Origin of the sequence: Candidatus Methylacidiphilum fumarolicum (assembly GCF_949774925.1) — a bacterium.
GTDB classification, from domain to species: domain Bacteria; phylum Verrucomicrobiota; class Verrucomicrobiia; order Methylacidiphilales; family Methylacidiphilaceae; genus Methylacidiphilum; species Methylacidiphilum fumarolicum.
Window position 1 is genome coordinate 496,509 of sequence record NZ_OX458932.1, and the last position, 26,051, is coordinate 522,559.

Here is a 26,051-nt window from a genome sequence, read left to right on the forward strand (position 1 = left end):
TTTCCATATTAGTTTTAACATAATTCAAATTTCTTTTAAACTTGTATTGATAGTAAATTTATTTATTATGTATCTCTCTGTTGTAATATTAACATATAATTCAGAAAAAACTATTATTCCTACAATTGAATCTTCGCTTGCTATTTCAAATGATGTCCATGTGGTGGATTCTTATAGCTCTGATGGAACTATTAAAATCTTAAGCTCTTATCCAGTTCACATAACCCAACATCCTTTTGAAAATTATGCAAAACAGAGGAACTGGGCAATTGAAAATCTACCACTTAAGATGCCTTGGGAACTACACTTAGATGCTGATGAAAGACTTACTTCTGAACTAATTGAACAATTAAAAAAACCTTCTTTGTACTTGCAAGATCAGTTCGACGGTTATTATATAGCCAGGGTAGTAAGATTTTTAGGTAAAATACTCAAGCATGGAGGTATTTTTCCAACGTGGCATCTTAGACTTTTTCGAAGAGGGAAAGGCCGCTGTGAAGATCGTCTCTATGATCAGCATTTTTATGTTGAAGGACAAACTGCTAAGCTCCAAGGATTCATGATTGATGATATTCAAATGGAATTAAAGGAATGGATTCAAAGACACAATAGATGGTCTGACCTGGAAGTCGAAGAAATTTGGTTAAGGGCTGCTGGGAAAAAAGATGAATACAAATGGGCTCCAGGAAGTCCTATCAAACGAAAAAAAGAGTTAAAGCAACTTTATTATAAGTTTCCACCTTTTATTCGGCCGTTTTTATTATTTTTTTATAGGTATTTTATCAAACTAGGATTTCTTGATGGCGTTGAAGGCTTGATTTTCTATACCTTACAAACATTCTGGTTCAGGTTCTTAATAGATGCAAAACTGTGGGAATTATCTAAGAAGAACCAATTCTTTCCCAATCTCCAAGAAAAGAAATAGCCTCTTATCTATGAGTTTTTTGTATCATTTTTTTTATGTCTAAGAATATAATACAGTCCTGCATTCCTTGCTTTTGAAAATTAGACATTGGCATAGATCGAAAATGCCTTTCATTTGGAAGTTCTATGAATAAGCCAGATTATAGATCACAACGTTAAGTAGATATCATCCAATTGTCATTCAATCTATTAAGAAGAGCTAAAGGAGATCAATTAGTATGATTATTGGTTATAGCTTTTTAGCAATAAAAACAATAAAGGAATGATTCCTTGAGTTAACCCATCTTCCGCAAGTTTTTGACCATTTTGTTGATGTATCAATGACTTATATATATTCGTGTAGGACTCAATAATTTATTTATTATTTATTATTCTGTTGGCATCGTGGAGAAAATATGTTAGTCAGGTAGGCATGTACTTGCAGGAGGTCCGCACACGTCAAAAGGGGAAGATCTATCGATCCTATATTGTCCGAGAGTCCTACCGAGTGGGGAAGCAGGTGAAGACACGCCGGATCGCCAACGTGACCCGATTGCCGGAAGAAGCTCGGGAAGTGCTGGCGGCGGCCTTGCAAAAGAAGCGTCTTGTTCCTGTAGAGGGGCTCGAAGTCCAGGAGGCACTTGATTACGGAGGATTGGCCGTTCTCGAAGAAGCCTGGGGTCGCTTTGGCCTCGATGAAGTCTTTGCCCGTGTTGGCTCGGAGCGGAAACGAAGGCTTTTGAAGGCAATGATCTTTGGCCGGATTCTCTTTCCTTCCTCGAAGCTGGTCCTTCGGGAGGAAGCGCGGGGGACTCTTCTGGCCAAGGCTTGTGGGCTCGAAGAGAAGGATCTGGATGAAGACGAGCTCTACCGGGCGATGGATGAGTTAAACGGCTGTTGGAGTGGGATTGAGAAGAAGCTTTACCAAGGGAGTCAGCCGCAGGGGGCGAGCCTGGTGCTCTATGATCTTTCGAGTGTTTACTTCGAAGGGGAGGGCCCTGAGGGACTAGCGCAATATGGCTATAGTCGGGATCACCGGCAGGATCGGCGACAAGTTCTTCTGGCGGTGGCTACGGATGGTCGGGGGATTCCGTTCCATGTGGAAGTGCTGAGAGGGAATCGGGCGGACCGCACGACCTTGACGGGGCTCTTGGTCACGCTCAGACGGAGGTTTGGGATCCAAGAGGCGACCTTCGTCTTCGATGGGGGGATGAGGAGTTGGTGGAACTTGGAGATCCTGACTGGCATGGAGCTGGAGTACGTGACCTGGTCGACTCGGGCCAAGCTTCTGGAGATTCTCAGTCGTCTGCCTGAAGACCGACAGCTTTGGCTAACGGACCGGACGCGGGTACTGGAGATTGAACAGGAGGGAGTGCGCTATGTCATTGCGGGAGGAGAGTGGCGGGCTCAGCGGGACCGCGAACGGCGGCAAAGCCGCATTGCTCAAGCAGAAGAAGTGCTCCGCCAGATCACGAAGGCGGCACGCCGGCAGGTGAATCCCGTGAATCTCGGCAGCCGGGTTGGCCGAGCGCTGCAGAGGCTCCAAGCGCACAAATACTTCCAGTACGGCGTCGACGCAAGCGGCCGGTTCTGGTGGAAACTGGATCAGGAGCGGGTCAAGGAAGAAGAGGCGAAGGGCGGCTGGTATCTCTTGGAGACCAATCTTCCAGCGACCAAGGCTTCGGGCCAGGCGGTGCTCACCCACTATAAGCAGCTGGATGTGGTCGAGGCTGCTTTCTCGGAGCTCAAGAGTTACCTGGAAGACCATCCCGTCTATCACTGGCGACCGGACCCGAGTCCGCAACCATGTAAGGATCTGCTTCCTGGCCTTCTGGATGAGTGCGCGGCTCGGAGCCGAATGGGTGGCCAAGGGCTTTACCGAAGAGGTGCCCAAGGTGCTTCGGCATCTTCAGACGATCCACTTGGTCAAACTCTCCCTAAAAGGACAACCGCTGATCGGGCTCTTCTCTCAGATTCCCCCCGAGTTGAATGCCTTGCTGCAAAAGATCGATCTGCTTTCCCTCTTCGCTTCTCCTCCCAAGTGGGCAATGTAGGCAGAACGAAAAATCTATTTCGTTCTGTTGCAATCATTTATGATGCAACGCTGCGGAAGATAGGTTAACTCTTAATGACCATTTTCTTAGCAGGAAAACTCATTATGCAACAATAAGGTTAATTCAGTTCAAAAATCGTTTTGGATTGTATTAATAACTAAATTATTACCTCACGCTCATCAATAACAATGTTTTCACTAAAGAAAATAAATAAATTGCTTAAAATTCTTTCTACACCCTTCTATTGGAGAGGTCTTTTTCTTAAAGTCGCAGCCGGAATAGAACACGAAACACTTTTAAAAAACATTCCTTCTTGTGAGATAATTGTTGATATTGGTGCAAATCGTGGTCAATTTTCATTAGTTGCTAGACGATATTTTCCAAATGCTCTTATTTATGCCTTTGAACCGCAACCGAATCCAGCTAAAGTTTATAAAGCTCTTTTTAAAGATGATCCTAAGGTCATATTTTTTACTGGAGGCATAGGACCAGTAGCTGGTAAGTTTCCAATGCATGTTTCCTTAAGAGATGATTCTTCTTCTTTGCTTCCAATTAGCTGGTTACAAGATAATTTTTTTCCTGGAACAGCCAAAAAAGAGGAGATTTTAGTTGAAATTGGACCCTTAGATTATTGGTTAAAAAATGTTGATCTTCAGTCTCCAGCTTTACTTAAAATTGATGTACAGGGATATGAACTTGAGGTACTGAGAGGTTGTGAAAATCTTCTTGAGAGTTTTCAATATATCTATGTTGAGGCTTCTTTTTATGAACTATACATTGGTCAAGCATTAGCTGATCAAATACTCTATTTTTTGTATTCAAAACATTTTAGATTTCGTGGAATTTACAACTTGGTCTATAATTCAAAAGGAAATTCTATCCAAGGTGATTTTTTCTTTGAAAGAAAAAAATAATAGTTTAGTGTTGATAATTCACCTAACAGTTATAGCAAAACAACAAATCTATCCATCAAAAACACTATTGGTAAACCATACCAAACACCAAGACCATAATATAAAGGGCTGTAAGGCGTCTTAATAACCCATGTTTGGTGAAATTTTTATAACTTATTGTTTTTCAAAAGGCTTTTTCAATTTTTTTTATGTGAGTTTTTAGGCTTTTTACTGCAGTAACACCGCGGTGTTTAGTGTGTTTGACGTTCTTGTAGCATGTAGATAAGCGAAGGCCTTTTTGGTGGAAAATGGGAGGTTGACTGATTTCAAGTTTTTTAAGATTAGGCCAAAGCAAGAACGCCAGATCAGCTACAAAGGCATAATCCTGAACTCCCTTTAGGACCGTGATGATAAATCATATCTAAAGCTTCTTTTAACCCATGTTTAGTGAAAATGGGCTAATTTTGGGGGTGCTTCAGGGGAAAGGAAGCGATTTTTGCAAAAATCATAGTGCTACATTGTGAATAACTTTTTTTAAGTTATTGCTCGATTATTCTTGCATGTGTTGGCGTTTTGAAGTAATGTCTCTTCATGTTTTTGCGGATCGTGCCGATTCGGCGGCCAAGCGGGAAGGTGGACCAGTATGTTCGGCTGGTGGAGAGCTACTACGATGGAGGGAAGATTAAGCAGCGGACGATTGCCAATCTTGGCCGGAAGGAGCTTTTGGCTCCGCATGTGGACCGACTTGTGGAGCTTCTGAGAGGAGAGCCGCCGAAGACGACGGGAAGTTGGGAGGCAAAATCGGCGGCGGTTTGGGGGCAGACCTTGGTGGCTAGGGTTCTTTGGGAGGAGTTAGGGTTTCCGGAGCTTTTGGAGGCATCTGGTAAGAGGTCGCAAGCTTTTTCTCTTGCGGAGAGAGCGTTTATTTTGGTGGCTCATCGGCTGATTTGTCCAGGAAGCGAACATGCCTTAGCTCAGTGGTTAGAGACGGATTATGTCCCCGATCGGAGGGGGGAACGGATTCTGCCGATATGGAAGGAAAATGGTCGGGTGCGGGTGGACCATCGATTTCTTTGGCCTTGGTATCGGACGCTGGATGAGCTGATTCAACGGAAGGAAGAGCTGGAAGAGGGGCTTTTTAGTCGGCTGCGAGATCTTTTTTCCCTCCAGCCTGAGATGGTCTTCTACGACTTGACTTCCAGCTATTTTGAAGGAGAAGGGCCAGAGGATCTAGCTCAATTTGGGTACAGTCGGGACCGACGGGGAGGCAATCGGCAGATTCTTTTGGAGGTCGTGATGGTGAATGGTTGGCCGATTGCCCACCATGTGTTTCGAGGCAATCTTAAGGATGGAGAGACGGTACAGAGGGTGGTGGAGGATTTAGAGAAGCGTTTTGGACTTCAGCGGGTGGTTTTTGTGGGGGACCGGGGGATGGTGAGCACGGCCAACTTGGGTTTTCTCTGGAGTCAGGGCCATGGGTTTTTGGTGGGACTTCGGCGGCGGAGAAGCCCGGAGGTCCTAGAGTATCTTTGCCAGGCGCAAGCGGGCTGCTGGCAACCTTGTGCTCCGGGAAGTAACGACCGGGTTTGCGAAGTTCCGGGACGTCTTCCGGGGCAGCGGATCTTTGTGGTGGAGAGTGCTGAGCGGCTCGCCTACGAGCAAGCGATGCGGGAGGCAGCTGTCTCGAAGATTCGGGAAGAGCTGGAGAAGCTGGCGAAGCGGGTGGAAAAAGGTGAGCTTCGAGATCCTGAGAAAATCGGAGCTGCTGCCGGGCGCATCCTCTCGGCCCATCATGGGCATCGCTACTTCCGCTGGAGTCTTTCTTCCGGTCGCTTCGAGTTTTCTCAAGAGCCCTTGGAAGAGGAGAAGCTTTTGGAAGGCAAGTACCTCATTTTGACAGAAGAAAAACATCTCTCCGCGGTAGAGGCCGTGTGTGCCTACAAGGAGCTTAGCCAAGTGGAACGGGCCTTTCGGAAGCTAAAGGATGTCCTAGAGATGCGTCCGATCTATCACCATGATCCCCAGCGGGTCCAGGCCCATGTCTTTGTTGCCGCCTTGGCCTTCTTGCTTGACCGACTCTTGGAGAAAAAGCTAAAGCTTGCCAAGCTCCCCTTTTCCACCGAAGAGGCCTGGACTCACCTCCGGACCGTCCACGTCGTCGAGGCAGAGGTTGGAGGCACCAAACACCGCGGGGTCACGGCAGGAAACCGACAGGCGCGTCAGATCCTTTCCGCCCTGAAAATCAGCTCCTTAGAGCCTTGGAAACCCAAAAAAAGAACCTCTAAAACCCCCACATAGTGACACATTGAAAAAAAGACCATTGATAATCAATAACTTACGAAATTTTCACCAAACATGGGTTAACCCATCTTCCGCAACGTTGCGTCATAAGTGATTGCAACAGAACGAAATAGATTTTTCGTTCTGCCTACATTGCCCACTTGGGAGGAGAAGCGAAGAGGGAAAGCAGATCGATCTTTTGCAGCAAGGCATTCAACTCGGGGGGAATCTGAGAGAAGAGCCCGATCAGCGGTTGTCCTTTTAGGGAGAGTTTGACCAAGTGGATCGTCTGAAGACGCCGAAGCACCTTGGGCACCTCTTCGGTAAAGCCCTTGGCCACCCATTCGGCTCCGAGCCGCGCACTCATCCAGAAGGCCAGGAAGCAGATCCTTACATGGTTGCGGACTCGGTCCGGTCGCCAGTGATAGACGGGACGGACTTCCAGGTAGCTCTTGAGCTCCGAGAAGGCGGCTTCGACCACAGCTAGCTGCTTATAGTGGGTGAGCACCGCTTGGCCCGAAGCCTTGGTCGCCGGGAGATTGGTCTCCAAGAGATACCAGCCGTCAGTCGCCTCTTCTTCCTTGACCCGCTCCTGATCCAGTTTCCACCAGAACCGGCCGCCTGCGTCGACGCCGTACTGGAAGTATTTGTGCGCTTGAAGCCTCTGCAGCGCTCGGCCAACCCGGCTGCCGAGATTCACGGGATTCACCTGCCGGCGTGCCGCCTTCGTGATCTGGCGGAGCACTTCTTCTGCTTGAGCAATGCGGCTTTGCCGCCGTTCGCGGTCCCGCTGAGCCCGCCACTCTCCTCCCGCAATGACATAGCGCACTCCCTCCTGTTCAATCTCCAGTACCCGCGTCCGGTCCGTTAGCCAAAGCTGTCGGTCTTCAGGCAGACGACTGAGAATCTCCAGAAGCTTGGCCCGAGTCGACCAGGTCACGTACTCCAGCTCCATGCCAGTCAGGATCTCCAAGTTCCACCAACTCCTCATCCCCCCATCGAAGACGAAGGTCGCCTCTTGGATCCCAAACCTCCGTCTGAGCGTGACCAAGAGCCCCGTCAAGGTCGTGCGGTCCGCCCGATTCCCTCTCAGCACTTCCACATGGAACGGAATCCCCCGACCATCCGTAGCCACCGCCAGAAGAACTTGTCGCCGATCCTGCCGGTGATCCCGACTATAGCCATATTGCGCTAGTCCCTCAGGGCCCTCCCCTTCGAAGTAAACACTCGAAAGATCATAGAGCACCAGGCTCGCCCCCTGCGGCTGACTCCCTTGGTAAAGCTTCTTCTCAATCCCACTCCAACAGCCGTTTAACTCATCCATCGCCCGGTAGAGCTCGTCTTCATCCAGATCCTTCTCTTCGAGCCCACAAGCCTTGGCCAGAAGAGTCCCCCGCGCTTCCTCCCGAAGGACCAGCTTCGAGGAAGGAAAGAGAATCCGGCCAAAGATCATTGCCTTCAAAAGCCTTCGTTTCCGCTCCGAGCCAACACGGGCAAAGACTTCATCGAGGCCAAAGCGACCCCAGGCTTCTTCGAGAACGGCCAATCCTCCGTAATCAAGTGCCTCCTGGACTTCGAGCCCCTCTACAGGAACAAGACGCTTCTTTTGCAAGGCCGCCGCCAGCACTTCCCGAGCTTCTTCCGGCAATCGGGTCACGTTGGCGATCCGGCGTGTCTTCACCTGCTTCCCCACTCGGTAGGACTCTCGGACAATATAGGATCGATAGATCTTCCCCTTTTGACGTGTGCGGACCTCCTGCAAGTACATGCCTACCTGACTAACATATTTTCTCCACGATGCCAACAGAATAATAAATAATAAATAAATTATTGAGTCCTACACGAATATATATAAGTCATTGATACATCAACAAAATGGTCAAAAACTTGCGGAAGATGGGCTAGCTCCATTTGGGTACAGTCGGGACCGGCGGGGAGGCAATCGGCAGATTCTTTTGGGGGTGGTGATGGTGAATGGTTGGCCGATTGTCCACCATGTGTTTCGAGGCAATCTCAAGGATGGAGAGACGGTACAGAGGGTGGTGGAGGATTTAGAGAAGCGTTTTGGGCTTCGGCGGGTGGTTTTTGTGGGGGACCGGGGGATGGTGAGCACGGCCAACTTGTGTTTTCTCTGGAGTCAGGGCCATGGGTTTTTGGTGGGACTTCGGCGGCGGAGAAGCCCGGAGGTCCTAGAGTATCTTTGCCAGGCGCAAGCGGGCTGCTGGCAGCCTTGTGCTCCGGGAAGTAACGACCGGGTTTGCGAAGTTCCGGGACGTCTCCCGGGGCAGCGGATCTTTGTGGTGGAGAGTGCCGAGCGGCTCGCCTACGAGCAAGCGATGCGGGAGGCAGCTGTCTCGAAGATTCGGGAAGAGCTGGAGAAGCTGGCGAAGCGGGTGGAAAAAGGAGAGCTTCGAGATCCTGAGAAAATCGGAGCTGCTGCCGGGCGCATCCTCTCGGCCCATCATGGACATCGCTACTTCCGCTGGAGTCTTTCTTCTGGTCGCTTCGAGTTTTCTCAAGAGCCTTTGGAAGAGGAGAAGCTTTTGGAAGGCAAGTACCTCATTTTGACAGAAGAAAAACATCTCTCCGCGGTGGAGGCCGTGGGTGCCTATAAGGAGCTTAGCCAAGTGGAACGGGCCTTTCGGAAGCTAAAGGATGTCCTAGAGATGCGTCCGATCTATCACCATGATCCCCAGCGGGTCCAGGTCCATGTCTTTGTTGCCGCCTTGGCCTTCTTGCTTGACCGACTCTTGGAGAAAAAGCTAAAGCTAGCCAAGCTCCCTTTTTCCACCGAAGAGGCCTTGACTCACCTCCGGACCGTCCACGTCGTCGAGGCAGAGGTTGGAGGCACCAAACACCCCGGAGGTGCCTTGAGGAAATGAAGTTAGCACACCAAATTCTTTTCCCCCCGTACAAAGTCAGCCCTTGGACCTTGGAAATCCAAAAATAAACAAAAAAAACCACATAGTGACGCATTGAAAAAAGGATCATTGATAATCAATAACTTACGAAATTTTCACCAAACATCTGCTAGGCAAGCGTTGCTGAAAGCAAAAATTGGGTATCTGGAAGCCAAGTATAATTACAATGCTGCACTTGCAAGATTAGAGTATGCTGTTGGCGGACAATTGCCTAGGGAATAATGATAATTTGCTTACCTCTATAGAGCCTAATTCTTTATAATCCAAATCATTAATAACTGGTTGTGTATTAATCTATAAAATTCAGTTTGTTTCAATTTATTATATAAGAGATACTCTTTGATTAACTCAGTACGGGAAGCTCCATTTCCATATCACTTTTTTCGTTAAATACTTCTATTTTCCCATCTTTTTGCAATTTACCGAACCATCTTTACAGCCATGGTATGATATCCTTAATTTCAGATCTTATCTGATTTAAGAGTTATTTGTCGTTAATCAAACAGTATTTATTCCATTCTTTAGGAGATGCATTTAGGGTAGAAAATAGCGTTAAATTATCAGTTTTATAAAGTTTAAAATGAGTTCTTGCCCATTTGTAAAGATTATTTAGAGTGGGAAAAGATAAAATATTGATTTTTCATTGAAGTTCTGGTGATAAATAAGTTCAGTGTTGCCATTTCTACCTAGATATTCTATAAATAAGTCTTCAATTTATACTAAATATTTGCACTATCCATCAAAAATACATCCAAAGAACTAGATTCAAATGTTTTAGAAAGTCATATATAAATAATATTATATAAATGAATAATATAATGAATATGAATAGAAAATATTCTCTATTATATGATTTCTAGTAGCCTCACAAACAAAAAATAATCTAATTTGTTGTGGAAAGTCTTTCAAATAGAAAACTCTTTGCACATGGTTTATTTTAAGTCATATTCATGATTATATATTTTACGAAAACAAAACAGATTCGAATATAAAAAAATAATCTCATCTGCTAAAGGTTAACCAATCTTATAAGAAAACTATTATATAAATATACTTAAAACGGACTATTATACTTTTTTCCTTTGAGTGTATCAGGTTCATAACATTGAACACCGATTTTAAGTATAACTATGATTGCTCTATTTATCTGGTGACTAGACGTAATGAAAGTTTTAGTGAGTGATCTCTGAAAGCCACTAAAAAGGCAATTTAGAAATCCCTTTTTCATTCAATAAGCCTCGAAGAAAACCTAAAATCATGACTTTTGCATGGTTCCATTGCTTTTTTATAATATAGTTTATAAACTCTCGAACGAAGACAAAAAAGCGAATAATTATAAATAAGGTTCCAATAATTGGTCCATAAATTTTTCTAGCGAAGAGAAATTGGTTGCGATATTGATAATATAAAAGAGTTTTTGATTTATTCAGGTTATCCCATATGACTACATTAGGATGATGAAGTATAGAAAGTCTATTTACGATAGCTATGGAAAAACCAGCTTTTCTCGCTCTTGTACAAAAATCAATTTCATCCCAAAACAGAAAATAGTCTTCGTCAAAATATCCAATTTTTTCCAAAACCTCTTTTTTTACTAAAAAACTACAGCCATGGACATAATTGACAAAGTATACTTTTTGATCTTTATCTCTGTATTGGGGAAGGCCCCAGAGATTTCTTGGTCGATGTTCTTGCAAATTTTCTTTATCTATTGGTTCAAGAACACTTGGTCCAACTATCCCTATGTTATAAGATTGATAATCTTTGAGTTCTTCGAATAGATCATCTAGATAATAAGGAGGATAGATTACATCCGCATTAGAAAAAAGAACATAGTCGGGAATATTATGACCAAAAGCATATATCCCTTGATTAAGGCAGTAAGAATAGCCTTTATTGGTGTTTAACCGAAGAATTTTTATAATATGAATATTTTGGGTATCCTTTAGGTATTCTTCAAGAAGATCAACAGTTTTATCTGTAGATGCTGAATCAACAAACACAATTTTCTCTATTTGATGCATAAAGGTCAACTGTTGAAAAGATGAAAGTAATGGCTTGATATCTTTTTCTGAGTTATATGTTCCCACAATAATTCCTATTCTTTGGCTATTTTTCATATCTTTGTAAACCATCATTGGTTATAATTGGGAAACAGCTATTTTTTTTATTTAGAATGGTAAAGAGATAATACTTGATCTATTTTTTAGCAATGAAAACGACTTCTTCTCCAGAAAAAGGAAAAAAGAATGTTTTCCATGGACCCCAAAAATATCCATAAAGGATGTCAGAAAAGGACAGACTAGGAATAGAAGTTATTCTAGATTGTGTCTTGATCATTTTGCTTTGGGCAAACATAATTGCTTCACTCCTCCAAAGTGTAAAAACTTCCCCCTTTATTTCTAGTTCTTGCTGAATATGCCAAAAGCCTTGTGGAGAAACTAAAACCAGATGCCTTGGAGGCTCAAGTCCACGCCATGATTTTAAGAATCTCTTGGCCAAAGTTCCTGTTGGGTTTGGAGAAATGCTGATCAGTTTGCCTCCAGGCTTTAGAGCGCTAACAAGCTTTTTGATAATAGAAACAGGATCCCTAAGATGTTCTATGACATGGCTAAGAGTAATGGCATCATAAGTGTCTTTTGAGAGGTCTACTTCTTCTATAGTAGATTGAATAACCTTTATTCCATTCTCAATCACTTTCCTCGCAGCTAAGGGATCAGGCTCGATTCCTTCTACTTCCCATTGTAGCTCTTTCATAAAATAAAGGAATTGTCCATTCCCACAGCCAACATCTAGGATTTTTCCTCTCTTGGCTTCTAAAAAACGACACTGTCTTTTTGCTTCCAGGTTAACCGTTGGATGAAGGCAAAAAAAATTACCAACAACTGAACTTTTTAGTTTCTTGCCTTCCAATTGAGATTTATAACCCATTGAACATAGAGAAGCAATCCAGATCTTATGCCACAACTGAGAAAAAAAGGTCATAGATTGAGGCTTAAATGGATCTAACTCCATAGAATCGTGAGTATAATAAGTTTTAGGATATAAATTAGGGATTTCTAGAGGAACTGGTCGAGGATCCATATACAAGGAGTGACAATCCAAACAGCGTTTATAACCCCACTTTCCTTCAATAGCAAGGAAAGGGTCTGTTGCATCCTTTATTTCTGTTTGGCCATTACCATTACATATTGGACAGTTGGGAACCTGTTCAAGAAGCATATATTCAAGTGATAATTAACTAAAGGAAAATTTATAAAAGGAGTATAGGCTTTAGAATTTTTTATATTAAATAGGGGTTCATAAACTTTTCTAACGAGATTTTTTGCATAGAGCTGCCAATCAGGTAATCCTTTAGCTTTTTCTAAAGCGCTTTTTGCCATTTCTTTTTGCAGTGTATTATCTTTGTAGAAGATTTCTCATTTTTCAGCTATTCTCTCTGGGGATCGAATAGGGACAATATATCCATTCAAACCTTTATCTACAAGATCTGAAGCTCCATTATTAGTTGTTGTAATAACAGGAAGAGCGCTTGCCATTGCTTCAGGTATTACACAGCTAAATCCATCTCCAATTGAAGGGAGAACAAAAACGGAAGCTTGATGATAATAAGAATAAACTTTGTCCCGTGAACAAGATCCCATATAGGTAAATGAACCTTTATGTTGACTTAAAATTGGTTTCATTAAGAAATCAATAGAACTAAGAAGAATCAGTTCCACATTTTTAATGTTTAATGCCTTTCCCAAGTTTCTAACAGATCAATTTAACCTTTTCAAGGAGTAATTTGCCCGACACAAAGAACTTTGAATTTTTTTGAGGATTGTTTCTCGATATTTTCTGAAAGTGGATAAAATCGCTTGAGATTGACTCCATAGGAAAGGATACAATTTTTTTTGAGAAGATCCCTGGGTTACGAATGAGTTTTTTACCCGGAGTAAAAGGGGGACAAAAGAAAATCGATCTGTTCTATTTCATCAAGGCACCATTTTTTACCTTTCCACACATTACTTTGCTTTAGTAGATTGAGCCTTTCGTATTCTTTTTAAGAGAGATTCCTTATAGTAAAAGGATAGCTGTTTACAGCCTCTCCTAAAAAAACCCTGCCTTCTTTAGGAGCATTTTCGGATAATGTTTCTAGCAATCACATGAAGCATCATATGCCATAATTTTGCTGCTTTCCAATGCTTTAAAAGTTGTTTTTCCCAAAGAAAGATAGACAGTGGTCCTAAAAAAGAATAGTGGAAGTGAGGTTCCAATAATTGATTATGAATTCTTAATAAATACTCTTTTAGCCAGAGGTTAATTTCACTACCTTGTTCTTTTAGCGCTAATCTTTCTATCAAAGCGGTGCGAGTTATAAAAGCAATTTAGAATGCCTTCTTTAGCCAAGCAATTGACATAATTGTGATTATGAAATCTACCACAAACAGCAACATTTACCTTACAAATAGCCGTAGGGTTTATAGATTAATGGCAAAGGAGTTTGTGGGAGGTTTAAGTTGAGATGTTAAAAGAGTGAGGTTGTATTTCTTCAGAATGGCTTAAAAAATCTTGACAAAACAAACCAAATAAAAAAGATTAGCCATTGTCACAAGCTTAAAGTTAGCTATTCCATGAAGAGATGTTGAATACTGCTAGCGAAACTACCTACCGCCCATTGCCTTGTTTTTTTATGAGTACAAGGCAATAACTTCTTCTTATAGAAGAAGATCTTGTCGCTCATGAGCTTGACCCTAAATTAACCCATATTTCTCCAACTTAAATACAAGCCTTAAAAATGATTAAGAAATTTTTTAAACAATCAAATAAAATTTACTATAAAAATATTCGCTGATTTACTTTATCGAAAGAAATATCGCCGTTTAGATAAAAAGAAAGGGGAAAAACTATCTTATCTCTTTTGCCAATAGTCATCAGCAGTTTAACCGATTGGGATGATCCGTTCTGAAATAACAAAATCTGAAAAAACAAAAATGTCTTCTCTAGCCAGCTTAGCAGGCTCAGGTTGCATAAACATCTATAATTAGGAATCCTCCTGGAGAAAGCTTATCATAAAGAGATTCGAGGTTATCTGTTGTTGAACTAAGAATATCCCCGTCTGCTCAGAGTAATGCCAGTTTTTTAATTAGTACCGCTGTTTTCTTTATGATTGTTAGATTGCATGATCACAAATCGCGTGCTGGTTTATTTTGATGTATCAACTATCCTCTAGAATCATAGGTGAAAACGTTTCTAACATGTTGAAAAAAATGTGACTGAGCTCCATATAAGCCATGACCCTTGAGGAAGCTTTTCCCTGGAGAAGGCTCCATTATCAGCTTTTTCATTGCGTTCTTTGCCCGGTTCTTTTCCTTAGATTCTGATTTCGATTTACACAATCCACTCCAAAAGACAGAGGGATCCTTTGGGATATTTTGAAGTTGATGAGTCTAGCTCTTTGGAAGGTTCAGTATAAAAAGGAGTATTGACAAATACTCATTAAGAAAAGATAGATGGATGGCTTTTTTATTTTTCTCTTGTTGAGAGCCAATGTTAAGGGATCCCCAATCAAGATCGAGGGAAGGGAAAATGAAAAACGTAGCAAAATTCATCTGTTTACTCTGCAATTTTCTGAGCATTTATATAAAGCTCTATCCTATGTATGATAGAACTTAGTCGATTTTTAAATCTTGGGTTTATGGCAATGGCATTGTAAGGAATATCCTTTGTTTATTCTAAAGTTTGTTCATTGAAAACAGTCTAAGATTGTTGTAGAAACCTCAATTTTTAATTACTAATCAACGCATTAGAAATGTTGCCACTTTCATCTTCGGCACGAATGAATAGGATTTTCTTTTCTAGAGAGAAGGGAATGAAAAACTCTTCTTTTTGAAAATCTAGAATGCCTTCTTTAGGATAAAGGGAGGTAAAATTTTTCCCATCTTCGGAGATTTCCACTGTTTTTAATCCGCTTCCTTCATCGGATACAGCAATGCTTACACCACTAGTCGATTTATTGAGGATCCGAATCTGTGGCGGGGTGTTATCGACAAAAAATGGTCTACTTTCTAGAGTTGCTGACAACCCCATGCCTATTGGATTATCCTTTTCGTCAGAAGCTTCAATTTTTAAGACGTAAAATCCATCAGGCCATCCAGTCGTGTCCCAACTGAATAGACTTTCTTCTAAATCTTTAACTAGCAATGTCCATTGGCTAGAAGACTGAGGTCTAAAATAAATGCTGTATTTAAGGTTGTCGCCATCCGGGTCAATAGCTTTCCAAACGACGGTACGCAATCCTCGACTTTCCTTAAGTTGGAAACGAGCTGGCATGCCTTGGATTTCAAAATCAGAAGGCTTCTCATCGTGAGAAAGAAGCTGATCAAGGGTTTTAGTTGGAGGGGGTGGGGGAGGCATGGTTAAGCTGGTGTAAGAAATCCCAGAGGGAAGGATTTTTAACAGTTCAATTTTAGGAGGAATATTGTCAGGAAGACAGGCAATCTCCACGCGGCTGACTTTCGCATTTTTCCCAAGTCTTAATTCAAACTGCAAAAATCTCCCACGGGGACTCATACAATGATCGCCAACAAGCGGTTGCCAGTCATACCATCCAGCTTCCGTTCTAGGTGTATTACCAGTTCTGGTCAGCACCTCTACATTCCCTTCTTTTTCCACTTTGATAGAACCCCATTTAGCCATTGAACCGGCGTCAATTGGCCAGGAACGATAGACTGCTTCTCTTTCCCGTTGTGTTTCTTCCATCACATAAATATGAACAGGATTGCTGGAAGCAATAAATAGCTGCCTACCAGATAAAGCAAAGGCATTATTTTGATTGGATCCTGTTTTTAGCAGTTTATCCATTTTCCCGTTGGAATCTATCGAGTAGACATAACCACCCGAATCCGAACCGATAAGAAGCCTGTTTTGAAACCAAAGAATGTTGAAAACGAAATCCTTACTACTCCAAATTGGATAGGGAACTCCATTCTTTTCTATTTTCCAGATTTCTGAAAGTCTCGGGGGAATGGTTGGTTTGATTGAGACAAGGGGCAATGTCTTTGAGCTGGGAAATTCTTTAGCCTCCTCCATTTCTCCGCCACCTTCCATCCAACTACCTTCTGGAAAAAACTGAGGATTATCCTGAGGCAATGGATTTTGTATCCTAGACGGTTTTTTCTTCCCAACTGCAGAAAAATAAACCGTGTCGTGATCTGCCGCTACAAGACTGTTAATTTCCTCTTTTTCAGGATCCACAAACAGAACCGATTTGCCTCCTGGAAAGATCTTATAAATAGACCCCCTGTTTGCTGTCCCTGCAAGTAGTGTTCCTTCCGTGTAGAAAAGCAAACAGCGAACATGCGTCTCATTTAGAGTGGCATACACTTCTCCTTTGCCATCTGGAGTCAATTTATAAATTCTTCCTCCAGTCCCTGTCCCGACATACATGTTCGATTTGTCATCGCAAATGATACTCCAGATGTATTTTTCTTTTGGATCGAAAAAAACTTCGAACTGACCGTTCTGCTTGATTTTATAGATTTTACCGTCAGGGGAAGTTCCAACAAAAATTTCTCCTTTGTTGTTCATTGCTAAAGCCGAAATATTGCCTTCAGGGAATTTGGCAATCAATTGATAGGAGCTATTTTTTTGCACTCGGAATAGTTTTCCTTCCGGAGATGTTCCGACAAGACAGCCGTTCATGCCTTCAGCTAAAATTGACCAGGCTTGTTCAGCAGGAAGGCTGGCAATCTTTTCGATATAAGGAGAGGGAACAAGAGAGCCTTCGGCTTTTATTTCCACACTTTCTGATATGCCTTGAGCAAAATCATTATAGCTATCTAAAACGATTCTTTGGGGATGGATTGCCCGCAGTGTGCTTGCAATTGTAAAAAAAACCCAAATGACAAGAATTATTGTTGGTGAGTGCTTAGAGAGAAAATTCATTTAAAAAGACACTTTTTTATATCTTTTTTCCCTTTCCAATCCTCTGTTCTTTATTCGGGCAAACTGCAAGAAAAACGATCCGCTTTTTCAACTACCCATAAAAAAAGAACGAAACTCGCCCAAAGTTTTAATATACTTCAGCCGAGTTGTTCTAGTTGTTTTTTTAAGGCATGGGCTTAGGAGTCTTTGCAGTGGAGGGCGGCAAATTAGGTAAGGTGATTTGCAGTGGAGGCTCTGCAGCAAGGCTCCCTAAAAAACTAACAATTTTCTTCACTTCCTCATCACTTAGATTTTTCCCAAGCTGCACATACCCCATAGTCTTTACAGCCTCTTCTAAAGACCAGACACGCCCATTATTGAAATAAGGAGCTGTTTTCGTAACGTTCCGTAAAGAAGGAACTTTAAAAACATATTTATCCGCGGGGTTTTTAGTGACTTCAAATCTTCCTAAATCCTGAAGCCATTCCACCTTGTGGACCAGTCCAAATTTTTGAAACATTCCTCCGCCAATATCTGTTCCATTATGACAAGTAATGCATCCCGTTTGGATGAAAGTCTTGAGTCCTTCTTTTTCCTCAGGACTGAGTGCAGAAAGATCGCCATCCATATACCGATCAAAGCGTGAGAGAGTCAAAAGGGTTCTTTCAAAGGCAGCGATGGCTTTTGCAGCATTTTCAAAAGTGATTGGATCCGTGTCTTCAGGGAAAGCCTTATGAAACATCTCTTCATACTGTGGAATGCTTTTGAGTCTTTGTACGACTAGTTCTTTGGTAGAAGCCATCTCTTTTGGGTTAAGCATGGGGCCCATAGCCTGCTCTTCTACATCTTTTGCTCTTCCATCCCAAAATTGAGTAAATTGTAGGGCTGCATTTAAAACGGTTGGAGCATTGCGAGGACCAATCTGCCATTTATGGCCAATGGATGTCGGAAGACCATCTACTCCGCTGTTAGCCAAACTGTGGCATGAGTTGCAACTGATTTTAGCGCTTTTCGAAAGGCGTGGTTCGAAAAAGAGATAGCGGCCTAAGTTGACTTTTTCAGGAGTTACTGGATTAGCCGGGTTATCGGCTACTTTTGGCAGTATCCCAAAAATAGGTTTTACTTTGTCTGGGGAGATATCCTGAGAGAAACCGGAGTAGGTGGTTAGCAAAGAAGAACACACTATTGAGAAGAAAACTATTTTATACTTTTGCATCGCTGGCCTCTTTTGTAATCCGTTTTCGAAAAAAAACACGCTTCAACCAAAAACCCAAAGGAATTGCTTTTAATGCATGCTATTGAAGGCTTTATTATCTTTTGATCGAACTGTCAAGCAATCAAAATGAAAAGATTTTAAAGCGATATTTCCTTTATTGGACTTCGACCTTAATGGTCTGATCGGCCAAGGCCATCCCTGGAAGTTCCAGTTCTGTTTCACTCAAAAAGAGCTCGTTGTCCTGAATCGTTTTTCTTGAAATATTAGAGGTATTGGAGAGGAGTAACAAAGAAGGGGGGAGGGAAGGTAATTCATGGGCTCCACGAATTTCTCCTGGACTTTCAATAAACAACTGAATATAGAGGCAATTGGTCTTATGCCTTTGGTTTAAAGCATCGATGAGTTGGTGCACATCAGTTACAGCCTGCATCTTTTTATCCAGTAGCTGTTTATCCAAAATATTTCCAGAAATAACCCGGATATTTAAAGGAGTCGAAGCACTGACTGTGGGGGGAATCGTCAAGGTGATGCTACGAAAGAGCCTTTCTCCATATTTTTCTTTGAGTTCTAATTGTAGATGAATTTGTGAAGCAGGTTGATATTTCTGGTAGTCAGAATAGATCTTTTCGACCATCAACACTTTTTCCTTTTCGGAAGAGACCACTGATAGGTTCAAAGACTTAATTTTAGGTTCAATCCAAGGTTGTTCAAAAAGGAGGCTAAGGGGTTTGGTGATATCCATGGTCGCATCGATAAGGTCGGTATCATGCCCAGAATAAAACCCGCCTAGGGTAAGGGGAGGGAGATTTTCGAATTCGACTTTTCCTTCGACTTTCACTGCAAAAGTACGAGAGGAATTATCCGTAGAAGATAAAGCCTCAGCCAGGGCTAGATTAACGAGCATCGGTGAAAGCGACGGATGGGATATAAATTGGCCCTCTAGTGGTTTCATCGCTTTGTCATTATGGATTCTTTTGACACTGTAAGAAGCCATTGTGGGAATAGGTCCTATTTTCCCTCCAATGGCTGAAAGCCTGTCTTCTAAGATTGTTCCAATAACATTCCCTATATTAGCCAACTTATAAGGCGTTTCATAGCTAGGTATGGTCGTAATGACTTCAGCCATCGCCATAGGCAGATTACTTTTCCCAAAACCGAACATTGGATGGCCAAAAGCTAATACATTCGTCCCATTTCTCCAGGTTAAGGTTCCTGTCCCACCAATGGAAATATCCCCTGTCATCATGACGGCGGAAACCGGAGCGCCAGGCTGTATAGATTCCGGGTGCACCGAAGCTGCACTACTGCTAGAACCGCCCGAAACAATCAAAAAGGGGAATTGTCCCCAACCAAACCGCTTGAGATATTGTTCGAAAAGATTTTGACTTATTCCACTGACTGTCAGAGGCACAGCCAACCAGTCGGTTTTCTCTTTTAGCATGCCACCAAATCGATTAGGCCCTAAAAGATTCCAGCTTGATGGTCGATCCACAGAGAGGTATTGGGAAGGAGAGGGCGGATTTTGCTGTTCTAATTGTTCGACCTGAAACATATCTTCAATCGGAGTAAAACCGCAGTGGCCATCTTTTTCGAAAGAGGCAATCCTCCGCGATAAAGCACCCACAAGCTTACCATCAACATAAAGAGGGCTACCACTCATTCCATGGACAGCTCCAATCACTGCCGTTTTGGGATCCACCAGTTTAGCAATGATTAAATCCAGTCCCGGACCAATATAATTTTTAGCAATCCCAAGAATTTCTGTCTCCAAAGGCTCAATCTTCTCTCCTTGAAGCACGGTATAAGTAATCCCTCTCATTCCAGGTTTGAGTTTGTCTTTAGGATAATATTCAGTAGGGCTGAGATTAGCTGAAGCAGCAGGGCACCTGGCCACCGCTGCAGTAAATAGAACTAAAGTAATCAAAAAGGGCAAAGCCAAACGTAGAAACACAGTCATAGCATCTGTTTTAAAGTATCATAAACTATCTTGAGCAGCTCATCAATGTCACTTTCCGTATGGGCTGTACTTAAAAATGCAGTTTCAAAGGGAGAGGGGGGAATAAATATTCGTGAGGCAAGCAGGGCAGTAAAAAAAGAAGAAAATTTCTTTTTGTCTACCTGGTAGGCATCAGCCGCTGAGGCCACTTTTTTTGGAGTGAAGAAAAAGCTGAAAAGGGAGCCAAAACGGTGGAATTGTAAAGGATAAGAAAGCTTTTTTTGAATCTCAAGCATTCCTGTTTCAAGTTGTTGGCCTAGGTTTTCCAAATACTGATAAGCATGGCCTTTTTGAAGTTCTTCGAGTTGTGCTATGCCAGAAGCCATAGCTAGGGGATTGCCACTCAATGTCCCAGCTTGATACACCTTACCCAAAGGAGACAAGCTATCCATGATTTCTTTTTTGCCACCAAGAGCACCCACGGGCAACCCTCCCCCAATAATTTTTCCTAGGACAGTAAGATCAGGTTTAATTTTAAAAAGTGCCTGAGCCCCCCCGTAAGATAACCGAAAGCCAGTGATCACCTCATCAAAAATAATAAGGGTACCATAGGCTCTAGCCTGACTTTCAATAGCTTCCAGAAACCCTTCCTTGGGCGGAATTAATCCACAGTTGGCTGGTACCGGTTCTAGAATAATCGCAGCAGTTTCGCGGCCATATTTTTTAAATGCCGAAATCAGCTTTTCCTCGTCATTCCAAGGAAGAATAATGGTTAGAGCAGAAAGAGAAGCCGGGATGCCCTCGCTATCAGGAATTCCTGTGGTAAGGGCTCCAGATCCAGCCTTTACTAACAAACTGTCGACATGCCCATGATAACATCCCTCAAACTTCATAATCTTTTCCCTTCGACTGAATCCTCTTGCTAATCTTATAGCGGTCATACAGGCTTCTGTGCCGCTGTTCAAAAATCGAATTTTTTCGATCGAAGGCATAGCGGAGCGAATGAGTTGGGCAAGTCTAATTTCTAAAGGGCAATTTGCTCCAAAGCTTGTTCCATTTTGTAAGGCTTCATTGATAGCTCGAACTACTGGAGAATAACAATGCCCATGAATTAATGCTCCCCATGAGCATACGTAATCGGTATAACAGTTGCCATCGACATCAAAAAGTTTTGAACCTTTGGCCCTGCTTACATAAAAGGGAATCCTGCCTACTGATTGAAAGGAACGGACAGGAGAGTTCACCCCTCCGGGGAATAGCTCTTGAGCCTGATGCCATAGTTTTTCAGAAAGAGAAAAGACCATATTTTGTTCTATAAGATAGTCGACCCTCTTTTCTAGGGCAAAAAATAAATCTACTGGGAGGGGAAGTAGCAAAATATAGACCGTTTTTTTCTCTTATAGTCTTTTGGAAAAGAGTACTTTCTCTGCTTTCTTATGGAAAAAAAACCGATAAAATTAAAGAAGCTATGCCAAAGAAAAAAAAAGAGGAAAGCCTTGGGTCTCTTACACCTCCTTCTGGCTCAATCCAGCAATTGGGTTCTTTACCAGAAAAAAAGGTGGATAAATCGACTGTTGCTACCGTTCTTGAAAGCATTGCTACTTTGCTTGAGCTAAAAGGAGAAAATCCCTTTAAATCTAGAGCCTACAGGACAGCTGCCAGAGCGGTGGATTCGTTGACTGAGGAACTAAGCGATCTTATTGCTCAAGGAAGGTTAGACGAGATAAAAGGCATAGGGGAGAGTATCAAAGAAAAAATTGTCACGCTAGTCACTACTGGCCATTTACCGTATTACGAAGAATTAAAAAAGGAGTTTCCTCCCACACTCTTGGAATTACTCAATATTCCAGGCTTAGGACCTAAAAGGGCAAAATTTCTTTATGAAGAACTGGGCATAACGGATATCGAGGCCCTTGAAAAAGCTTGCAAAGAACATCGTATTGCAGGCTTAGCGGGGTTTGGACCAAAATCTGAGGAAAATATCCTTTTGGGCATCAATCAATACCGTTCTTTTTCTGCATACCATAGATATGGAGAGGTAATCGATACAGTAGAAGCACTGCTTGATTATTTGAAAAAAAATCCTGCGATTATTCATCTCAATATAGCTGGCAGTTTCCGTAGAGGTAAAGAAATCGTCAAAGATTTAGATTTTCTTTGTACTTCCAATGATCCAATCGCCGTGATGGATTATTTTGTCCACTATCCAAAGGTCAGTCGAATTGTCAATCATGGTGAAACGAAATCGTCTGTAATCCTAGAGAAAGGGATCGCTTGCGATTTGCGTGTTGTTCCAGATGAGGATTATGCCTATGCGCTCCTTCATTTTACTGGCAGCAAAGAGCATAATGTGGCCTTAAGACAAAGAGCGATTGCGCAAGGCAAAAAATTATCAGAATGGGGGCTTTTTCGAGTACATACTCAGACAGAAAGAAGGCTAGAGGACGAATCTGAGGATATGCCGAAAGTTTCTCAACCACTGGAATCAAAGATTATTTGTCGGGCTGAAAAAGACATTTATGAGTCCTTAGGCCTTTGTTATATACCCCCAGAACTTAGAGAGAATATGGGAGAGATTGAGGCCGCCGAAAAAAATGAGATTCCTAAACTAGTGGAACTGAAAGACCTCCGTGGGACTTTTCATTGTCATACAACAGAGAGTGATGGGAGAAGCAGTTTAGAAGAAATGGTTAAAGCGGCCATGGAGTTTGGGTTTGAATACCTTGGCATTGCTGATCACTCTAAGTCTTCTTTTCAGGCTAATGGTCTTAGTGAGGAAAGAGTCATGGCGCAGCTAGAAAAAATAAAAAAGTTAAACGCACAAACAAAAGGCTTTTATGTCTTCAGTGGTATTGAGTGCGATATTTTGAAAGAAGGGAAACTTGATTTTCATGATGATTTACTTAAAGAACTCGATTATGTCGTAGCTTCTTTGCATGCTGGATTTTCTAATGAGGAATCGGATAATACCCAAAGATTGATCAAAGCAATGGAAAATCCCTATGTTACGATGTTGGGTCATCCGACCGGTAGACTCCTTTTGATGAGGAAACCCTATCCTGTCAACATGGAAAAGGTGATCGATTGTGCTGCTCAGACAGGCACCTGGATTGAACTAAATGCCCAGCCGATGCGGCTTGATATGGATTGGAGGCTTTGGAAGACTGCCAAAGAAAAAGGAGTAAAGTGCGTCATAAACCCTGATGCTCATCACCAAAAAGAGATTGGCTACGTTAAAATAGGGATTAATATTGCCCGTAAAGGTTGGCTGCAGAAAGAAGATGTTGTCAACTGCCTGCCTTTAGCAGAAATGAGAGCTGCTTTGCAGACAAAGGGAAGGAAAAAAGGGAAGTGAAACTTTTTGAAAGAGTCTCTTTTGGTTATTCTGCTTTGTAAACTAGCTTTTAAGCAGGATTAAGTACGATGGCGAATGGCGCAGGCAGCCTATAAGTCGCAAAGTTACGTTCAGTAAAAATTAGTTATAGATAAAAGCTCTCTACATTATCCTTGTGCTACTTCTCCCGCTTGTGGCCCATTGCGACTAACAGTATTTAGATGATGGCTTGTAGGACACACGCAATATTTTTCTATACTTTGGCCATGCTTGATGGGTAAAAGGAAGAGATAGAATTTAAAAAGGCTAAGACAAACAGAAATTTATAATGTTTTTTATCAGATTATAACTTAAGAAAAATATTTTTTTCGCCTTATTTTCAGACATGTTAAAAAAAGAAATGCAATGGAATATAGGTAAACAAAAGATCGTTTTCCCTATGGGGCGTCCTTTAATTATGGGCATAATTAATATCACTCCGGATTCTTTTTCTGATGGCGGTCAGTATTTAAATCCGCAAGTGGCAGCCGACAGAGCATTTTGGATGCAAGACAGTGGGGTGGACCTTATAGATTTAGGAGCTGAATCCACCCGTCCTGGTGCAGAGCCAGTTAGCGAAAAAGAAGAAATGACAAGACTTCTCCCAGTCCTAAAAAGATGCAGAGCCAAACTAACGATTCCTCTTTCCATTGACACGTACAAATCAAAAGTTTGCCAAATGGCAATAGATCATGGAGCGGATATTATCAATGATGTATCTGGGGGAGGATGGGACCCCGAACTTTTGGCAGTTGTGGCAAGGAGTCCTGTGGGCTATGTCCTCGTTCATTCCCGCGGTATGCCAAAGACTATGCAAAAGGAGGCGCAGTATCATGACATTGTCGAGGATGTATTCAATGAACTTTCGGTAAAACTCGATCGATGCTTACAAGCGGGAATAGACAAAGAAAGAATAATTTGTGATGTCGGCTTTGGATTTGCCAAAGATAAGACTCAGAATCTCATATTATTGAGACGACTGAGTCGTTTCCATGATTTAGGAAGACCGCTTATGATTGGTGTATCGCGGAAGAGTTTTTTGCAAGTTTTTGCAAAGCGGCATGGGGTTGATGTCGAAATGATGAACATTATTGCCCAAACTGTTGCATTCTGGCAGGGTGTCGAAATCTGGAGAGTGCACGATGTCGTAACGGCCGTGGCAGCAAGGGATTTGCTTGAAAAAATTTGGAAGGCAGATAGCAGCCTATGAAACTCTTTGGATTTCCACTTTCTGGTTTGTTAGAGATTTTGATTATAGCGACAGCTATTTATCAGATTTGGAAATTGTTACAAGGTACTAGAGGTTTTCAGGTATTGACAGGCCTTATTGTTGTGCTTGTAGGATTGACTCTGTTTTCTTCTGTTTTCCATTTGAGGGTATTGACAGAGCTATTGAGGCTCTTTTCTCCATCTTTTTTTGTAGCCCTGGTAGTCTTATTCCAGCCTGAGCTTCGTCAGGTTTTTGCAGAAGTTGGACGCAGAAGTATCGTCCACATCGGAAGACAACAAAAATCTGAGGTCATTGAACATATTGTTAATGCAGCTGAGATCCTGCAGAGAGAACATATCGGTGCTTTAATAGCTATCGAACAGGACGATGTATATCTTCCTGCAAGGGATACAGGGACTATTCTTAATGCTCAAGTCAGTGCGGATCTTCTAGTGACGATTTTCTATCCGAGGACGCCTCTGCATGACGGAGGGGTAATTATTCGAGGAGATCAGATTGTGGTGGCCGCGGCTATTTTCCCATTAAGTCAAGTGGAACAGATGGAAAGGCTTCTAGGATTAAGACACAGGGCTGCTCTTGGATTGAGTGAGCAAACAGACGCAGTGGTTGTCGTCATTTCTGAAGTTACAAGCGTAATTTCAATAGCCTATAAAGGCAAAATGGAAAGACATTTTGACCCTGATGGTTTGCGAGCGAAACTGACTCAAATACTGATATAACTGTTCCTAAAAACATACTCGGGACCTGCTTATGCTAGAGCCAAGTTCGTTCTTTTCGCCTTGGTTTTGCCCCGAGTCCCTTCGGTATTGCCAAAGCCATTTCGTTCTCCGGTTATCTAGCATGGTATTAGCAAGCCAGAAATGGCTGATTTCCTGACTTTCCCACTCGTTCCGCACCGTGTCCAGTCGATGTGGAATGCCAGAGCCTGGAGTCTTCCGCTCCGGATCAGTCCTCCTTATCCTAATTCCAACCGAGCGGTAACCCATGCCGTTGGGTAAACATCACAGGAAGGATCGCATGCAGCCGGTTCTGTAGCGTCCACAGGCTTATTTCCGGATCTCCGTTCCTTTTTTTGAGCTTGTATGTACCAATCCTGTCCGCATAGCTCACATACCTACCATACCGGCATACAAACTTATCCCAGTTCGGTGCTTTGGATGGATATATCCACACTGGGGACAAAGCCCGAGAACTATAGACTGGATTGACCTTCTCTTGGCGAGAATTTTTCGCTTACGCCATGCCTACCTTTAACAAAACTGGCATCGCAATAGCAATAACTAATGTTTACTCTGTGAAGCAATTCAAAGAAACTGCTGAGCGTTTGCTTGTATAT

Annotated in this window: 17 protein-coding genes and 2 pseudogenes; 9 read left to right on the forward strand and 10 right to left on the reverse strand. The window is 42.5% G+C overall.

Translation table 11 applies throughout. The features are described 5' to 3' along the window. Window positions 1–67: 67 nt before the first annotated feature. From QOL44_RS02140 to QOL44_RS02155, 4 genes and pseudogenes are all read left to right on the forward strand, one after another. A complete protein-coding gene (locus QOL44_RS02140; protein WP_009059826.1) occupies window positions 68–925 on the forward strand; it encodes a glycosyltransferase family 2 protein in 858 nt (285 codons plus the stop codon). A gap of 411 nt (window positions 926–1,336) precedes the next feature. Beyond that, window positions 1,337–2,957 (forward strand): annotated as a pseudogene (locus tag QOL44_RS02145) (IS1634 family transposase). Between the two features lie 188 nt (window positions 2,958–3,145). Next, a complete protein-coding gene (locus QOL44_RS02150; RefSeq protein WP_009059956.1) occupies window positions 3,146–3,871 on the forward strand; it encodes an FkbM family methyltransferase in 726 nt (241 codons plus the stop codon). Between the two features lie 570 nt (window positions 3,872–4,441). Then, a complete protein-coding gene (locus tag QOL44_RS02155; protein ID WP_045086734.1) occupies window positions 4,442–6,148 on the forward strand; it encodes an IS1634 family transposase in 1,707 nt (568 codons plus the stop codon). Between the two features lie 130 nt (window positions 6,149–6,278). On the opposite strand, the gene QOL44_RS02160 is transcribed toward QOL44_RS02155, so the two are convergent. After that, window positions 6,279–7,898: an IS1634 family transposase gene (locus QOL44_RS02160; RefSeq protein WP_045086733.1), complete on the reverse strand. Its 1,620-nt coding sequence runs from the start codon at window positions 7,896–7,898 to the stop codon at window positions 6,279–6,281. 133 nt (window positions 7,899–8,031) lie between these two features. On the opposite strand from QOL44_RS02160, the pseudogene QOL44_RS02165 reads away from it, so the two are divergent. Next, window positions 8,032–9,090, forward strand: a pseudogene (locus QOL44_RS02165) (IS1634 family transposase); the annotation flags it as partial. 1,157 nt (window positions 9,091–10,247) lie between these two features. Here the strand turns inward: QOL44_RS02165 and QOL44_RS02170 are convergent. The 9 genes from QOL44_RS02170 to hemL form a co-directional block, all read right to left on the reverse strand. Further along, the gene (locus QOL44_RS02170) at window positions 10,248–11,171 is read right to left on the reverse strand and encodes a glycosyltransferase family 2 protein (RefSeq protein WP_166791421.1); all 924 of its coding nucleotides are present in this window, start codon (window positions 11,169–11,171) and stop codon (window positions 10,248–10,250) included. 79 nt (window positions 11,172–11,250) lie between these two features. Next, the gene (locus QOL44_RS02175; protein WP_009060208.1) at window positions 11,251–12,273 is read right to left on the reverse strand and encodes a class I SAM-dependent methyltransferase; all 1,023 of its coding nucleotides are present in this window, start codon (window positions 12,271–12,273) and stop codon (window positions 11,251–11,253) included. Between the two features lie 197 nt (window positions 12,274–12,470). Beyond that, window positions 12,471–12,800 (reverse strand): glycosyltransferase family 4 protein, encoded by a 330-nt coding sequence (locus QOL44_RS02180; protein ID WP_045086729.1) that lies wholly within the window; start codon window positions 12,798–12,800, stop codon window positions 12,471–12,473. A gap of 1,254 nt (window positions 12,801–14,054) precedes the next feature. After that, the gene (locus QOL44_RS11210) at window positions 14,055–14,144 is read right to left on the reverse strand and encodes a TylF/MycF/NovP-related O-methyltransferase (RefSeq protein WP_079199479.1); all 90 of its coding nucleotides are present in this window, start codon (window positions 14,142–14,144) and stop codon (window positions 14,055–14,057) included. Window positions 14,145–14,483: 339 nt separating this feature from the next. Further along, window positions 14,484–14,645: a hypothetical protein gene (locus QOL44_RS02185; RefSeq protein ID WP_153300113.1), complete on the reverse strand. Its 162-nt coding sequence runs from the start codon at window positions 14,643–14,645 to the stop codon at window positions 14,484–14,486. 175 nt (window positions 14,646–14,820) lie between these two features. Further along, window positions 14,821–16,980, reverse strand: a complete 2,160-nt coding sequence (locus QOL44_RS02190; RefSeq protein ID WP_009060201.1) for a ligand-binding sensor domain-containing protein — start codon at window positions 16,978–16,980, stop codon at window positions 14,821–14,823. A 163-nt stretch (window positions 16,981–17,143) separates the two neighbouring features. Continuing rightward, complete coding sequence (locus QOL44_RS02195) at window positions 17,144–18,175, reverse strand: cytochrome-c peroxidase (protein ID WP_009060199.1); 1,032 nt, start codon at window positions 18,173–18,175, stop codon at window positions 17,144–17,146. 154 nt (window positions 18,176–18,329) lie between these two features. Further along, window positions 18,330–20,132 (reverse strand): SpoIVB peptidase S55 domain-containing protein, encoded by a 1,803-nt coding sequence (locus tag QOL44_RS02200; RefSeq protein ID WP_009060197.1) that lies wholly within the window; start codon window positions 20,130–20,132, stop codon window positions 18,330–18,332. Beyond that, complete coding sequence (gene hemL / locus QOL44_RS02205) at window positions 20,129–21,415, reverse strand: glutamate-1-semialdehyde 2,1-aminomutase (RefSeq protein ID WP_045086965.1); 1,287 nt, start codon at window positions 21,413–21,415, stop codon at window positions 20,129–20,131. The genes QOL44_RS02200 and hemL overlap by 4 nt, the downstream gene beginning before the upstream one ends. Window positions 21,416–21,579: 164 nt before the next feature. Between hemL and polX the strand changes: the two genes are divergently transcribed. From polX to QOL44_RS02225, 4 genes are all read left to right on the forward strand, one after another. Further along, window positions 21,580–23,466: a DNA polymerase/3'-5' exonuclease PolX gene (polX, locus tag QOL44_RS02210; RefSeq protein ID WP_009060193.1), complete on the forward strand. Its 1,887-nt coding sequence runs from the start codon at window positions 21,580–21,582 to the stop codon at window positions 23,464–23,466. Between the two features lie 364 nt (window positions 23,467–23,830). After that, window positions 23,831–24,694 carry a dihydropteroate synthase gene (gene folP, locus QOL44_RS02215; RefSeq protein ID WP_009060192.1) on the forward strand — a complete coding sequence of 288 codons (864 nt, stop codon included), beginning with the start codon at window positions 23,831–23,833 and terminating at the stop codon, window positions 24,692–24,694. After that, entirely contained in the window at window positions 24,691–25,434 is a 744-nt protein-coding gene (gene cdaA, locus QOL44_RS02220; RefSeq protein WP_009060189.1) for a diadenylate cyclase CdaA, read from the forward strand. The genes folP and cdaA overlap by 4 nt, the downstream gene beginning before the upstream one ends. A gap of 141 nt (window positions 25,435–25,575) precedes the next feature. Beyond that, entirely contained in the window at window positions 25,576–25,713 is a 138-nt protein-coding gene (locus QOL44_RS02225) for a hypothetical protein (protein ID WP_153300112.1), read from the forward strand. Window positions 25,714–26,051: the final 338 nt, after the last annotated feature.

Coding starts and splice junctions, on each gene's coding strand:
- folP (WP_009060192.1), top strand. CDS start 23,831: ATGTTAAAAAAAGAAATGCAATGGAATATAGGTAAACAAAAGATCGTT.
- QOL44_RS02170 (WP_166791421.1), bottom strand. CDS start 11,171: ATGAAAAATAGCCAAAGAATAGGAATTATTGTGGGAACATATAACTCA.
- QOL44_RS02190 (WP_009060201.1), bottom strand. CDS start 16,980: ATGAATTTTCTCTCTAAGCACTCACCAACAATAATTCTTGTCATTTGG.
- QOL44_RS02175 (WP_009060208.1), bottom strand. CDS start 12,273: ATGCTTCTTGAACAGGTTCCCAACTGTCCAATATGTAATGGTAATGGC.
- QOL44_RS02150 (WP_009059956.1), top strand. CDS start 3,146: ATGTTTTCACTAAAGAAAATAAATAAATTGCTTAAAATTCTTTCTACA.
- QOL44_RS02155 (WP_045086734.1), top strand. CDS start 4,442: ATGTTTTTGCGGATCGTGCCGATTCGGCGGCCAAGCGGGAAGGTGGAC.
- QOL44_RS02185 (WP_153300113.1), bottom strand. CDS start 14,645: ATGAATTTTGCTACGTTTTTCATTTTCCCTTCCCTCGATCTTGATTGG.
- QOL44_RS02160 (WP_045086733.1), bottom strand. CDS start 7,898: ATGTACTTGCAGGAGGTCCGCACACGTCAAAAGGGGAAGATCTATCGA.
- QOL44_RS02140 (WP_009059826.1), top strand. CDS start 68: ATGTATCTCTCTGTTGTAATATTAACATATAATTCAGAAAAAACTATT.
- QOL44_RS02200 (WP_009060197.1), bottom strand. CDS start 20,132: ATGACTGTGTTTCTACGTTTGGCTTTGCCCTTTTTGATTACTTTAGTT.
- hemL (WP_045086965.1), bottom strand. CDS start 21,415: ATGGTCTTTTCTCTTTCTGAAAAACTATGGCATCAGGCTCAAGAGCTA.
- polX (WP_009060193.1), top strand. CDS start 21,580: ATGCCAAAGAAAAAAAAAGAGGAAAGCCTTGGGTCTCTTACACCTCCT.
- cdaA (WP_009060189.1), top strand. CDS start 24,691: ATGAAACTCTTTGGATTTCCACTTTCTGGTTTGTTAGAGATTTTGATT.
- QOL44_RS02195 (WP_009060199.1), bottom strand. CDS start 18,175: ATGCAAAAGTATAAAATAGTTTTCTTCTCAATAGTGTGTTCTTCTTTG.
- QOL44_RS02225 (WP_153300112.1), top strand. CDS start 25,576: ATGGCTGATTTCCTGACTTTCCCACTCGTTCCGCACCGTGTCCAGTCG.